Origin of the sequence: Aliifodinibius sp. S!AR15-10 (assembly GCF_031569985.1) — a bacterium.
GTDB lineage: Bacteria > Bacteroidota > Rhodothermia > Balneolales > Balneolaceae > JAMQKA01.
Genome location: NZ_JAMQKA010000015.1, coordinates 38,167 through 51,735 on the forward strand (window position 1 = coordinate 38,167; position 13,569 = coordinate 51,735).

Annotated in this window: 11 protein-coding genes and 1 riboswitch; of the genes, 8 read left to right on the plus strand and 3 right to left on the minus strand. The window is 46.5% G+C overall.

Annotated features, from left to right (window positions below; translation table 11 throughout):
* Positions 1 to 12 precede the first annotated feature (12 nt).
* Positions 13 to 1,680 (minus strand): amidase, encoded by a 1,668-nt coding sequence (locus NC796_RS11745; protein WP_310684622.1) that lies wholly within the window; start codon positions 1,678 to 1,680, stop codon positions 13 to 15.
* Between the two features lie 336 nt (positions 1,681 to 2,016).
* Between NC796_RS11745 and NC796_RS11750 the strand changes: the two genes are divergently transcribed.
* The 8 genes from NC796_RS11750 to NC796_RS11785 all read left to right on the plus strand — a co-directional run bounded on the left by NC796_RS11750 (position 2,017) and on the right by NC796_RS11785 (position 11,565).
* The gene (locus NC796_RS11750; RefSeq protein WP_310684623.1) at positions 2,017 to 3,831 is read left to right on the plus strand and encodes an SLC13 family permease; all 1,815 of its coding nucleotides are present in this window, start codon (positions 2,017 to 2,019) and stop codon (positions 3,829 to 3,831) included.
* 82 nt (positions 3,832 to 3,913) lie between these two features.
* Positions 3,914 to 4,118: riboswitch (cobalamin riboswitch) on the plus strand.
* Between the two features lie 23 nt (positions 4,119 to 4,141).
* On the plus strand, positions 4,142 to 5,314 hold the full coding sequence (locus NC796_RS11755) for an ABC transporter substrate-binding protein (RefSeq protein WP_310684624.1): 1,173 nt from the start codon (positions 4,142 to 4,144) through the stop codon (positions 5,312 to 5,314).
* Entirely contained in the window at positions 5,314 to 6,393 is a 1,080-nt protein-coding gene (locus NC796_RS11760; RefSeq protein ID WP_310684625.1) for an iron ABC transporter permease, read from the plus strand. The genes NC796_RS11755 and NC796_RS11760 overlap by 1 nt, the downstream gene beginning before the upstream one ends.
* Positions 6,393 to 7,397 carry an ABC transporter ATP-binding protein gene (locus tag NC796_RS11765; protein ID WP_310684626.1) on the plus strand — a complete coding sequence of 335 codons (1,005 nt, stop codon included), beginning with the start codon at positions 6,393 to 6,395 and terminating at the stop codon, positions 7,395 to 7,397. Before NC796_RS11760 ends, NC796_RS11765 begins: the two co-directional genes overlap by 1 nt.
* A 34-nt stretch (positions 7,398 to 7,431) precedes the next feature.
* A complete protein-coding gene (locus NC796_RS11770; protein WP_310684627.1) occupies positions 7,432 to 9,318 on the plus strand; it encodes a potassium transporter TrkG in 1,887 nt (628 codons plus the stop codon).
* Positions 9,319 to 9,354: 36 nt separating this feature from the next.
* Complete coding sequence (locus tag NC796_RS11775; RefSeq protein WP_310684628.1) at positions 9,355 to 10,059, plus strand: TrkA family potassium uptake protein; 705 nt, start codon at positions 9,355 to 9,357, stop codon at positions 10,057 to 10,059.
* Positions 10,060 to 10,063: 4 nt separating this feature from the next.
* A complete protein-coding gene (locus NC796_RS11780) occupies positions 10,064 to 10,768 on the plus strand; it encodes a hypothetical protein (protein ID WP_310684630.1) in 705 nt (234 codons plus the stop codon).
* Positions 10,769 to 10,884: 116 nt separating this feature from the next.
* Complete coding sequence (locus tag NC796_RS11785; protein ID WP_310684632.1) at positions 10,885 to 11,565, plus strand: response regulator transcription factor; 681 nt, start codon at positions 10,885 to 10,887, stop codon at positions 11,563 to 11,565.
* Between the two features lie 8 nt (positions 11,566 to 11,573).
* On the opposite strand, the gene NC796_RS11790 is transcribed toward NC796_RS11785, so the two are convergent.
* Positions 11,574 to 12,011, minus strand: coding sequence for a CBS domain-containing protein (locus NC796_RS11790; protein ID WP_310684633.1), 438 nt, complete (start codon positions 12,009 to 12,011; stop codon positions 11,574 to 11,576).
* 109 nt (positions 12,012 to 12,120) lie between these two features.
* On the minus strand, positions 12,121 to 13,500 hold the full coding sequence (locus tag NC796_RS11795; protein ID WP_310684635.1) for a M28 family metallopeptidase: 1,380 nt from the start codon (positions 13,498 to 13,500) through the stop codon (positions 12,121 to 12,123).
* Positions 13,501 to 13,569: the final 69 nt, after the last annotated feature.

Consider the following 13,569-nt stretch of genomic DNA (forward strand, 5'->3'; position numbering starts at 1 on the left):
TAGAGAGCCTGATTACTGATCCATAAAAAGCTTTGGGTGCCGTTTGTGATGTTCTGTAGCCTGTTGGTAAAGCTTTGCAAATTCAAGCAATGTACCCTCATCGTAAAGGTCACCAATAAATGTAATGCTGGTAGGTTGTCCTTCATCGGTAAACCCATTGGGCAGCACTACGGATGGGTGACCGGTAAGATTGGTTAGCAACAGGTTATCGGCACCGAATGTAGGGCTTATGTATAGATCAACTTGTTGCATGAGAGAATCCATTTTTTGGATGAGTTGCCAGCGGGCCCGGTTGGCCTGGATATATTCAACAGCTGGAATAAAACGCGATGCCCGGAACAGGTTGGGCCACGCCTCTTTACCTTGGCGAACCATCTGGTCATCTTGGTTTAAACGGGTTAGCTGATCAAAGGCAGTGGCAGCTTCGGCAAACAGGATGAAGCTCAGGGAGGAGGTGGGGAATTCCGGGAGTTCAATGGGCTTCAAATTGACGCCTTTGCTTCGAAGAGTAGCCAGGGTGAGACTATCACGACTGCGATTTGAATATTCACTTTTGAATGCAGATTCCAGGTATCCTACCGTCAAGTCCCCCAGGTTAAGTTCCTGATCATAATTGAACGGAAGATCCACAACGCTTTGGTCCTTGCCGTCCGGTCCGTAGATCGCATTGAAAACGATCGCGGCATCCTCAACACTGCGTGTCAGGGGCCCCACCTTATCCATGCTCCAACTTAGTGCCATCGCTCCATGTCGGCTTACGCGACCGAACGTAGGTCGTAGTCCTGTGGTACCTGTACGAGTGGAAGGGGAGACGATAGAACCCCAGGTTTCAGTCCCGATGGCAAACGGGACCAGCCCCGCGGAAGTCGTGGCTGCTGATCCTGCCGATGACCCGCTTGAACCCTGTTCCAGGTTCCAGGGATTCCGAGTCTTTCCACCAAACCAAACATCGCCGTAGGCAAGGGCTCCGAGCGTGGTTTTTGCAACCAGTACGGCCCCGGCTTCATCCAGCTTCTCTACGACGGTCGCTGTCTGCTCAATCTGTTGATTTTTGTACGGTTCGGCGCCCCAGGTTGTCTTGTAGTCCTCAAGAGCAAAAAGATCTTTAAGACCATAGGGGATACCGTGCAGTGGCCCTCGGTATTTCCCATTTGCAATTTCCTGGTCAAGTTTCTTTGCCTGTTGTAGTGCCCGTTTTTCTGTAAGTGTAACCACTGCTTCAAGTGTATCTCCATAGGTTTTGAGCCGTTCAAGGAAAAAATTGGTTAACTCAACCACAGATATTTTCCGATTCTTGATAAGTGATGAAAGCTCCGCTACTGTATAAAACGCGAGTTCTGAACGGTTGTCAGGCAGCGAAATATTTGTGGGAATATCCCACTCAAGGGTTTGCTGGGCATTATCAAATTTTTTACCAACAGGGATCGGGTTGAAATTGAGAGCAGGCGGGACCTCATTCCCAATCTTCAAATTGCGAATTTCCCCATAACTTTCCCGAAAATCTTCCAGCTCGGTAATCATAGAGTCTTTTTCACTCTCGGTGAACTCAAGCCCAATCAACCGGGAAGCATGCGCCAGTGTTTCTTTCGTGATATCTTTTTTTAACAGGGAAGCAGAGGTAAATGCAAGAAAAAATCCAATTGCAATTCCGAGTAGCAGGTTCAGTGTTTTTTTATCCATAACCGGAAGATTGAATAGAAGTTTTCGTGTAATATAAAAGCAAGGAGTAAATATTCCTTGCTTTCACTCAAATTCAAAGAATTATGAGAAACGGGTAGATATTTTTCCTGTTTTTATCCCGAAAAAAGAGCATAAAGATAACTTTTGCGTTGTAATATTCACCTGCTAATTAACCTATTCTCGATATCTCTGATACGAATAGAAATAGAAAATGGATTTATGGCACTTTTATATTTAATAATATTATTAGGGCTTATTACTGGATTGTGATATTATTCTATTGTAAAACTGTATACTTAGTAAAAATAAGAACTTAATAATATCTAATAGCTATACATGGGATTTGACCAGCTGGTAATTTTTGTAATATTATTTCTTGCTTTTATCGGGCTTGCGGTAGATCTGTGGAGTCCTGATGCAGTGCTTTTAACGGCTCTTGCCGTAGTGACGCTCAGTGGCGTAATTACGATAGAAGAGGCGGTATTGGGCTTTGGTAATACCACGTTAGTTGCTTTGGGGAGCTTATATGTTGTAGCTGCGGCATTAAGAGAAAGTGGGGCACTGGACCGCGCCAGTGAATTTATACTGGGCAGGGGGACCAAGAATATCCAGAAAATATTGATGCGTCTGTGCCCCAGTGTTTCAACATACTCTGCATTCCTGAATAATACTCCGGTTGTTGCGATGGGAATTCCCGCAATTCGAAGCTGGTCGCAGAAGAACCGGGTGCCTGTATCAAAATTGCTGATGCCGTTGTCATTTGCCGCAATCCTGGGTGGCCTTTGCACCCTGATAGGCACCAGTACGAACCTTATTACACATGGATTGCTGCAGAGCCACGGATACCAGGGATTGGCTTTCTTTGAACTCGCATGGCTGGGTGTTCCCTGTGCCATAGCAGGCCTGATATACCTGATATTTATTTCGCCGAGGTTGACACCAGCACGTCGTGATATTCGTTATGAGGAAGAAAAGCAACGGGAGCTGTTGGTAGAGATTGAAATAACAGAAGGCGCAGATGTTATCGGTAAAACTGTTGAGGAGGTGGGACTTGACCATCTACCCGGATTCTATCTGTCTCGATTAAATCGTTTTGAAAGGGAAATAGCACCAGTTCCGGAGGATGAAAAACTTCGTGCAGGAGACCATCTTTTTTATGCCGCCCAGGGAGGTATTGCAGCAAAAGCACCCGAGCTTTCTGGTTACCCGGGGTTGCAGCTTGCCCTTCAACCGCCCCGTGACATCAGGAGGGATGAAAAGAAGGACCGGGAACTCCACCAGGTGGTGATCAAGGAAGGTTCGCGACTCGTGGGATCTACTATTGAGCAAGCGCAGCTCCTGGAGCGTTTTGGTGCAGCTGTAACAGGGGTCCGAAGACGGGGAAAACGGATTGATGAGCCTCTCGGCGAATTTGTGTTGCATCCCGGGGATGTACTGCTTTTGGATACCGGGCGTGGATTCAGGGGGGCTTACGAAGATACGGAGGATTTTTTCCTGACCAGTGAGGCCGGGGGAGAAGCGCCTGGAGAGCCCGTCGAGATCAAAGAAAGCCGTCCGGGAGGGAAAGATCTTTATATATCGGTTGCAGTGCTCGTGGGTATCGTTGGATTTGTAGCTGCCGGTGTTCTTCATATTGCACTGGCGGGGATTCTGGGGGTTGCTGTATTGCTGACGTTCAGCGTCATTGAGCCGGGGGAGGCACGGAAGTCGGTTGACTGGACCGTTTTAATTGTCATCGGGGCTGCCCTTGGATTGGGTAAGGCAATGGAGGTTAGCGGGGCCGCGGAGATGATTGGGAACTGGATGGTAGAGATGACCAGTGCCTATGGTCCCCGTGCCGTATTGGCCGGCATTGTGATTGTAACGGCTGTGTTAACTGAGATCATTACCAACAACGGGGCGGTTGCCTTAATGTTCCCCATTGTGTTGTCGGTGGCGGAATCCCAGAGTTTTGAAGCGCGTGGATTGTTTGTCGCCATGACACTGGCGGCCTCAATGTCACTTTTAACCCCGATCGGATACCAGACCAACCTGATGGTGTATGGACCCGGTAATTACCGGTTTACAGATTTTTTTAAAGTAGGATTTCCACTGGCGCTGGTATTATGGCTCGTGGTTATTTTGGTAACTCCCATCATATGGCCACTGTGATAATTTCAACCATGTTCGATGCTTTTAATACAGCAATTAGGTTAAAAGTCGGAAGACCCGTATAATTAGCACGCTAATGTTAACATACTGATTCAGTTTTGGTCATCCGCCGGCTGCGGATGTGAAAAGGGAATCCGGTGACTGAGCGCAAGCTTGGGAGTCCGGAGCAGTCCCCGCTGCTGTAAATCCTGTCAAAGCTCAGGCGATAACCACTGTCCGCTGTTGCGGGCGGGAAGGAACCTGGGCCGGGATAAGCCAGAAGACCTGCCATCCTGATGAAGGAAAAGCTTTCGGGAAGAAAAGCGGACCTATGATTTCATTCATTCACCGTCTCTCTTATTTACTACTTACCGCCTCGCTACTGGTTTGTTGTAGCAATACCAATCGCCAGTCAAATAGAAAAGCACAGCCAGTTACCCATGCCGATTATTACCCTGCTCAAAAAGTTGAGGTCAACTTTGCCACAGGATTTGATATCAGCTATCACGAGGGATACAAACGGCTGGATATTCTGAATCCCTACCAGGATCAAACGGATACCCTGCACTACATCCTTATTCCAAGGGGAGCAAATCTGCCCGAATATGATGTTCAGGCCCAGGTTATTGAGACTCCCGTTCGCAGTATGATCGCCACATCCACAACGCATGTAGGACTTACCAATATGTTAGAGGAAAATTCGGTGATCAAGGGTATCACACAGCCCGAATATGTTTATAATAAAGAGATACGCCGGCGTTTGGAGCAGGGGGAAGTGGAGGGGTTTTCAGGTAGCGAGTTTAACAAAGAACAGGCGCTGGCACTGAATCCCCAGCTAATTATGGTGTCGGGTGGACAAGCCTCACAATTTGATAATTACCGGGTGTTACTGGATTCGGGTATTAATTTGTTGGTCAATTCAGAGTGGCTGGAACAGACGCCGCTGGGCAAGGCAGAGTGGGTAAAGATGATGGGCGCATTGCTGAATAAAGAGTCGCTGGCCAACCGGCGATTCAATGAAGTTATAGAACGATATCAGCAGCTTAAGAACAAAGTGGAAAATGTGGCGGAAAAACCGCTTGTGATCAACAATATGCCGTATAAGGGGGCGTGGTTCGTGTCGGGCGGAGATAGTTTTACCGCCCAATTCCTTAAAGATGCCGGAGCGGACTATTCCTGGTACGACACCCACTCCACAGGCGGATTGAGACTGGGTTTTGAGGCGGTTTATGAAGTGGGGTTGAAAGCGGATATTTGGATAAACCCCGGGAGCGCGAAATCCCTGCAGGATATATTAGCCCAAGACAGCCGGTTTAAAGATTTTAAGTCCTTTAAAACTAGGCAGGTTTTCAATAATAACCGGAGGCTGAGCGAATCGGGGGGAAACGATTTTTGGGAGACCGGCGTGGTACACCCTGAACGAATTTTGGCGGATTTAATCAAGATTATACACCCAACCCTGTTGCCGGATCACGAGCTGTATTACTACCAAAAGCTGGACTGATGTCGGAATCCCAAGCAGATAATAAACTTGAACGTACTTCAATGAGCATCCGGTGGTATTTCATTGCATTGCTCGCGGGCACTGTGCTGTTGTTTGTTGTGAATTTAGCCTTGGGTTCGGTGGATATTCCCATTGGTGAGATTGTCAGCATATTACTGGGTGACGGTTCTACCCATGAGGCCTGGACCAAAATTGTAACCAACATTCGACTGCCGAGAGCTTTTACCGCCATATTAGCCGGCAGTGCCCTTTCTATCGGGGGACTCCAGATGCAGACCCTTTTTCGTAATCCCTTGGCGGGACCGTCAGTATTGGGCATTACCGCCGGAGCAAGCCTCGGGGTTGCTGTAGTAATGCTGACCACTGGCACAATTACCAGTATTTTTGCTATTCAGCAGCTCAGTAGTTTTGGAAGCTGGATTATTGTGATTGCCGCCAGCATCGGTTCGTTCCTGGTGCTCCTGCTCATCCTGGCAATTTCAGTACGCATTCGGGATAACGTAACGCTGCTCATCATCGGACTGATGATTGCCAACATAACGATCGCCCTTGTTAGCATCTGGCAATATTTCAGCAAGCCGGAGCAGATACAGGATTACCTGATCTGGACTTTTGGCAGCTTGGGCGGGGTGACAATGAACCAGATTTCGATTCTCGTCATCATAATTCTTATTGGTTCCGGGATTGCGTTCCTGTTGTCAAAGCCATTAAATGGACTTCTGTTGGGTGAGAATTATGCCCGCAGCATGGGCTTTTCGGTACAGAAGGCGCGAATATGGGTAATTATCAGCACGAGTCTGCTAGCGGGCAGTATTACCGCGTTTTGTGGACCAATCGGGTTCGTGGGTGTAGCAGTTCCTCATCTGACGCGTTCCCTGCTGGGTACCAACGATCACCGCATCCTCATTCCCAGCACTTTTCTGATGGGGGCTCTTCTGATGCTCGGCTGTGATATTATTGCACAGGTGCCGGGAAGCACGACCACGCTGCCGATCAGTGCCGTGACTTCGCTGGTGGGATCACCGGTCGTAGTCTGGGTTATCGTGCAACGCAAAAATTTACAGGCTTCATTCTCTTGATGGTAAAGAACAGAAACATACTGCAGACAGAGAACCTGAAGATCGGCTACAATGGTCGCAAAAGAGCAACAGTAGTGGCCGAAAATCTGGATCTGAACCTGCAGAAAGGCGAACTCATTGGCTTGCTTGGTCCGAATGGCTCTGGTAAATCAACCCTTATAAGGACACTGGCACGAATGCAAAAACCGCTGTCGGGTAGTATCCATCTGGAAGATGAAGATATTGTGACATTGCCTGTAAAAGACGTGGCCAAGAAAGTGAGTACTGTCCTCACCGACCGTATCAGGATCGGAAACCTGACCGTCTACAACCTGATTGCCTTTGGCCGGTCACCATATACCGGAATGATGGGGCGGCTGAGGCAGAAGGACCGCGAGATTGTGAATTGGGCGGTTGAGTCGGTGGGGCTTACCGAGTTTGTGGATCGTGACATCCTGAAGCTTAGCGATGGTGAGCGCCAAAAAGTGATGATTGCACGTGCGCTGGCCCAGGATACCCCGGTAATTCTGCTTGATGAACCCACCGCTCACCTGGACCTCCCCAACCGGGTGGAGATTGTGCGACTGCTTCGAAAATTAGCCCACGATACCGGCAAGGCGATACTGATGTCGACCCACGAGCTGGACCTTGCCCTGAAAGCCTCAGACCGCGTCTGGCTGATGAATATGCAGAAAGATCTCTGTTCCGGTACTCCAGAAGACCTGGTGCTGAATGGTACATTTGAGAAAGTATTCCAGCGCGACAGCTTTGATTTTGACCGAGAGACGGGATCGTTCAAAATCCACCAGAACCAGGATAAGCATATTACCCTGAGTGGTGATAAAGTGCCAACATACTGGACGACCAGGGCACTGGAACGGGAAGGGTATGTTGTGGAGGTTGTCGAAAGCAAAGGTGAGGTCCAGGCATTAGATGAGAAAGGAAAGATGGTCTGGAAAGTAGAAAGTTCATCTCCTGTGACCTCTGTCAGTGCACTTATTGAATACCTTAGGGTGAAAACGTAGTGTTCTAAAGCAACCCTAAGTATTAATTACATGTATGCGAATATTTTCTATATTTGCCATCATGAGATTGCCGAAGTTCTGGAAAAAAATCTACATCACGGCTGTCGTTCGGGGTCGTCAATTCTATAAGCGATTTCGCAATGAATTCAAGGATGTAGAGCTTGAGCTTTACGATGTTAACAAAGCACTACATCCGTGGTTCAGCAGATTCAGCATTTTCCTTGTTCTCCTGGCTTTTGTCAGCTTGATATATTCGATCGGTTTTGAGTTGGCCTATCCTTATGATTACTGGAATCAGATCCTCGATATTTTCATTGTTGTTGGATTTATATTGGTATACACCGGTCGTTTGGTGTTGACCTCTCGCCGTTTAGACTTGGTCAAGGACAGGATTCTTGAGACGGTTTTGTACCTTCTGTTGCTTCTTACGACCCTGTTTTATGCAACCGGGGAACCGGAAACTCTAAAATTTGTAGAAAATTTGCTTGGGGTTCCGACCAATTATGAACTTTTGGTGCTGTTTACCAAAATTTACCTGGTACTGTTTGTTATTATAAAGTTGATCCAGGCTTCACCGCTACTCATTTCGCTTCAGCGACACCCCACACAGGTCATTGTTGGTAGTTTTTTGGGGATCATACTTATTGGTTCTTTATTACTGATGCTGCCCAAAACCACCGTCGACGGTCAGGGGCTTACCTTTGTTAATGCGCTATTTACTTCGACAAGCGCTGTTTGTGTCACGGGCCTGATTGTTGTGGACACCGCAACACACTTTACCTTGATGGGACAGGCCATTATCCTGTCACTAATTCAGATCGGGGGAATCGGGATCATTACTTTTGCAACGTTGTTTGCACTCTACATCAGCAGCGGGCTTGGGGTGGGACAGATGACCTTCCTCAAGGATGTGATCAGCGAAGACCGGGCGCATGAGACGTTTTCCACCATAAAAAAGATTGTTGGGATTACCCTCTTTATCGAACTTTTGGGTGTCATCGGCTACTATATCAGCTGGACACACCTGCTGCCCGATGCGGCAAACCGGCTGTGGTTTTCGATTTTCCACGCCATATCGGCTTTTTGTAATGCCGGCTTCTCCCTTTTTACCAATAGTCTCGCCGATGAGGTTAATACCCTGAACTGGGGCGTAAATATTACGACAATTTTGCTGATAATTATTGGCGGTTTGGGTTTTACAACGCTTTGGGAGCTTGTGAGAGGTAACCCCCGGAAAAAGATTCAGAATCGCCAGCTTTCGTTACACACCAAATTTGTGATATATGCCACCGCCTTTTTGATCATAAGTGGCACAATCGGCTTCATTGCACTGGAATGGAACCAGACCCTGGATGCCTACGGCTGGGGTGAGAAAATTATGATTTCTGTTTTCCAGAGTGTGACCACTCGTACTGCGGGATTTAATACGGTGGATATTGGAGCTATGCATATCAGCACTACAATTATGTTCCTGACACTTATGGCAATTGGGGCGTCACCGGCATCAACAGGAGGGGGTATAAAGACAACGACGATAACCGTGCTGCTTCTATCCGTTTGGGCGAATATTCGCGGTAAGGATCGCGTTGAGTTTTCCAAGCGGACGATTCCCTATCGTACAGTTTTTACGGCGCTCACGGCCTTTACACTTGCAGCTGTAGGTCTTTTTGTATTTACTTTCCTGTTGACGATTACCGAGAATCTTCCGTTTATAGACCTGTTGTTTGAAGAATTTTCTGCTTTTGCCACAGTGGGACTCTCGCGGGGGATCACGTCATCACTTTCCGACTGGGGAAAGGTAATCGTAACGCTTTCGATGTTTATAGGCAGGGTGGGCAGTGTTACACTCGCAGTTGCCTTTGCCCAGCGAGACCGGCCCAAAAAATACAGATATCCCGAAGAAAGTGTTATTGTTGCCTAGTAATGTTATCACATTGTAACCAATATTCAGACTGTTATGAATGATACAACCAATCAATTTTGTGTAATTGGGTTGGGGGCGTACGGGTTTTCACTGGCCAAATCCCTGGCGGAACACGGCGCGTTTGTGATGGCCATTGATCACGACCTGGACAGGGTGGAGGAGATCAAACAGTATATTTCAGAGGCGATCCAGTTTGATGCCACTGATCCCAACCTGCTGGCGGAGCATGGCGTCTTTAATGCTGATATTGTGATTGTGGCAATTGGGGAAGCCTTTGAGCCCGTTGTTTTGATTGCGATGGAGTTGCTAAAAGCAGATTTGCCGCGGATTATTGCCCGGGCCGGCAGCGACACGCAGGAAACGATTTTGAACAAGATCGGAATCCAGGAGGTTATCCACCCCGAAAAAGATGAAGGAGAACGGATGGCTCGCTCACTTGTACGGTCTTCCATCAGTGATTTCTTTGAACTGAGTGAAGATATTGGGATTTACGAGATTGATGCCCCTTCTGATATGATTGGGTATTCCATCGCTGATCTAAAGATGCGCCAGCGATATCATGTAAATCTGTTGACAATAAAACGTCCGATTGAAAAATTGATTCAGGTGGAAGGGGCAACAAAAAAATCATTTGAAGTCTTGGGGGTAATTGAACCGGATATGAAAATACGTAAAGATGACAAGCTGGTTCTAATGGGTAAGCAAGACGACATCGATAAACTTTTAAATATAAACTAACTTCATGATGAAGCGAGAAGTGCTTACCTCGGGTAAAGCGTCTTTTAAAATAGAGGTGCCATACAAGTTAATTGAAACAGGAGAAAAGAAGGAAAAGCCGCTTATTGTTTATTTACACGGTTTTCGTCAGCATATTAACCGATTTCAAGACCTGGTTTCAGATTTACTGCAAATTGAGGCTTATCATTTGTTTATCCAGGGACCCTATCCCATCTACGAGCAGTCAGACAAACGAAAGGTGGAGGATTGGGGCCGGGCATGGTACCTTTATGATGGAGACCAGGGGCAATTTGCGAAGTCGCTGGAACTTACAGCTGAATTTATCCAGGATCTGATTGATAATATGTTGAACCACATCAGCGCTTCCCGGCTCTGCCTTTTTGGATATTCAATGGGAGCATACCAGGCGGGCTATTTTGCACTCTCCCGGTGGAAGCATGTGAATGAGCTAGTCATGGTGGGCGGCCGTTTGAAAACCGAACTCTTTGAAAACGGGGAGCATAACTATGGACACCTGAATATACTTGCATTACATGGCAAAAATGATGAAACTGTCAAGGCAATACCTCAGAAAAGTAGCATAAAAAAGGTCGAAGAGTGGGGCGCAAATGTTTTGTTTAAGGAGTTGAATGAGGGACACAAATTAGTCAGGTCTTACACTACAACTACCTCTAAATGGCTGGTTCCACTTGGATATAAGTCACTTTAATATTTGTAAAAAATTATCTTTGAAAAGATGCAAGTTATCTGTTTATTATCTTTAGATTAGAATTTACTCTGTAATTAAAAAGGGGCAAAAGGCAATACCTCTAAATCCTATAATTTATGGAAGTTTTAGTTATTGAAGATGATCCGTCAGTTCGCACACTGGTAAAAGCAGTGTTGGAGCACAAAGGCAATGATGTTTTCCAGGCAGACAACGCCAGCAAAGGCAGGGATCTTGCCACAACAAATGACTATGATATAATAATCCTTGATCTTGGATTGCCCGATGGAGATGGATTTGATATTGCCAAAGACATCCGTGATCAAGATATAACCACTCCAATTTTAGTCCTCTCCGCAGAGCAAGAGACTGATGTTAAAATAAAGTGTCTGAAAGTTGGTGCCGACGATTACCTGACCAAGCCCTTTAATACCGAGGAACTGATGGCAAGAATTGAAGCCATAACTCGTCGATCCGGAGAGTCTGCCAATGACCAAGTGTTGGAGTGTGGTGAACTTACTGTGAAACTACTTGAACGGGAATTTTTGGTTGACGGTACCTCTGTAGATCTGACAAATAACGAGTTTAACCTGCTTGTGTTTTTGATGAAGAACAAGAACAAAATTGTCACACAGGAAGAGATTGCAAAGAAGGTATGGGATATCCACTTCGATACGCAGACCAATTACATCAACGTTTATATAAGTTATCTTCGTAAAAAGATACGCGAAAACGCTGAAAATGATTATATCGAAACCGTCCGTAAAAAAGGTTTTGTACTTCGCTGCGGAGACGGATAAATGATGAATTATCTGGGATATGATCCTACGATATAATTTTTCAGATGGTTAATCTCTACTTTTTGGTCCGAAATTATCTGTTTTACCAAGTCCCCAATAGAGATAACCCCCACTACTTTATCATTTTCCATGACAGGCAGATGCCGAAACTTTTTCTCAGTCATCAGGGCCATGCATTTTTTGATGGTTGCATCTGGTGGCACCCAGTAGACATCTGATGTCATAATCTCTTTAACTCTCGTGTTTTTCGACGTCCTTCCCTTCAGTATCACTTTGTCGCGATAATCTCGCTCAGAAATGATTCCGCATAAAGATTCATCCTCTAACACCACGAGTGCACCGATACGTTTTTCTGACATCAGTTTAATCGCCTCAAAAACTGAGCTTTCAGGTGCTATATGGTAGACAGTACTTCCCTTTTCTTTTAAAATATTGCTTACCAGCATATGTTCTCCTTTTAGATTAGACAGGCTAAGTGTAGTATAATAAATTTCAGTAATATTTATAACATGAGCGCAAGTTATTGATAAGTATTTAAATAGCCTCTTATTGGCGTTAATGCTGCTTGGGAAGTGTTTGATCCATATTTGCCACAGAATATGCCATTACTGCCATTGTAGCGACACATTTTTTGTATTCTTCGGCGCTTAACTTGTCTATGGTGTCGGCAGCGGTGTGGTGGTACCAAAAATAGCGGCTCCCGTCTACCCGAAGTCCCATACCGGGAATGCCTTCCTTCATAAGGGGACTAATGTCAGCCCCTCCGCCGCCGCGTGTTATTTCGTCGGCACCGATCGGTTTCAGCAGTGATCCGATTTTTTTAATTATTTTGTACGCCTCATCAGATCCGGAAAATCCAAAGCCCTTGGGCGTAAATACACCACCGTCCGACTCCATTGCCAGTATATGATTGTGTAACGTACCGTTTTCTTTGACCAGGTCGCGGTATTTTTTCGCCCCCCGAAGTCCATTTTCTTCATTTGTCCACATTACAAGTCGCACTGTTCTCCGGGGTCGGAGACCGAGCTCATTCATCAGTTTCAGCGCTTCCCATGCCGCAAAACAGCCGCCGGCGTCATCCATCGCTCCCTGCCCGAGATCCCAAGAATCGATATGTCCACCAAGGACGACAATCTCTTCCGGTTTCTCACTGCCTCGTATTTCAGCCACGATGTTTCTTGATTTTGTATCTGGAAGAGTCCTTGCTTCCATATAGAGCTGAACCCTCACTGTTTCGCCGCGTTTTTGCAGCCGGTGAAGGAGGGAGGCATCTTCACCCGTAATAGCGGCATGCGGTATCTTCTTTACACCTTGCTGGTAACGAGAGTTACCGGTGTGCGGTGTTTTCATCGAAAAAGGCCCCACCGAGCGGATGAGGCTTGCCACTGCGCCCACTTTCGCTGCTTCTACAGCTCCTGAAACCCGGTATTGCACAGTTTCCCCGTACGTGGTAAAGGGAACATCATACAGCACAATTTTGCCCTTGGCTTGTTTGGCTTTGGCCTTTAGATCCTTAAAACTATTAACCACCAGGACCTCGGCTTCGACCCCTTTTTGCGGAGTGCCAATGCTGCTACCAAGCCCCAGCATGGGTAGTTCTTTTTTCCTGGGGGCGGTCATCGCTGCATATTCACTTCCCCGTACCCAGCGCGGGACCATGACCTCTTGCGTATGTACATTTTCCAGCTCACCCTTTTTTAGCTCTTCCATAATCCAGTCGATAGAGCGTTCCAGACTTTTAGAACCGCTAAAGCGATGCCCAAAGGTATCCACAAAATAAGTGAGCTCATCAAATGAGGTTTCATCTGACAGGGCCGCATTAATCAATTTTTGAGCATCTGCCCGGTGGTTTTCCAGGGGAAATTTATTTTGTGCTAACAGGGGTGATATGCAGAAAACAAGAAGTGTTGTAAGCAGTATTCCTATACGAGTCATAAAGCGGCTGGCCTTTTTGGGTAGTATATTTTGATGCTTGAGATTAATTACAAAAAATAAGAACAATAA

Coding starts and splice junctions, on each gene's coding strand:
- NC796_RS11745 (WP_310684622.1), bottom strand. CDS start 1,680: ATGGATAAAAAAACACTGAACCTGCTACTCGGAATTGCAATTGGATTT.
- NC796_RS11750 (WP_310684623.1), top strand. CDS start 2,017: ATGGGATTTGACCAGCTGGTAATTTTTGTAATATTATTTCTTGCTTTT.
- NC796_RS11755 (WP_310684624.1), top strand. CDS start 4,142: ATGATTTCATTCATTCACCGTCTCTCTTATTTACTACTTACCGCCTCG.
- NC796_RS11760 (WP_310684625.1), top strand. CDS start 5,314: ATGTCGGAATCCCAAGCAGATAATAAACTTGAACGTACTTCAATGAGC.
- NC796_RS11765 (WP_310684626.1), top strand. CDS start 6,393: ATGGTAAAGAACAGAAACATACTGCAGACAGAGAACCTGAAGATCGGC.
- NC796_RS11770 (WP_310684627.1), top strand. CDS start 7,432: ATGCGAATATTTTCTATATTTGCCATCATGAGATTGCCGAAGTTCTGG.
- NC796_RS11775 (WP_310684628.1), top strand. CDS start 9,355: ATGAATGATACAACCAATCAATTTTGTGTAATTGGGTTGGGGGCGTAC.
- NC796_RS11780 (WP_310684630.1), top strand. CDS start 10,064: ATGATGAAGCGAGAAGTGCTTACCTCGGGTAAAGCGTCTTTTAAAATA.
- NC796_RS11785 (WP_310684632.1), top strand. CDS start 10,885: ATGGAAGTTTTAGTTATTGAAGATGATCCGTCAGTTCGCACACTGGTA.
- NC796_RS11790 (WP_310684633.1), bottom strand. CDS start 12,011: ATGCTGGTAAGCAATATTTTAAAAGAAAAGGGAAGTACTGTCTACCAT.
- NC796_RS11795 (WP_310684635.1), bottom strand. CDS start 13,500: ATGACTCGTATAGGAATACTGCTTACAACACTTCTTGTTTTCTGCATA.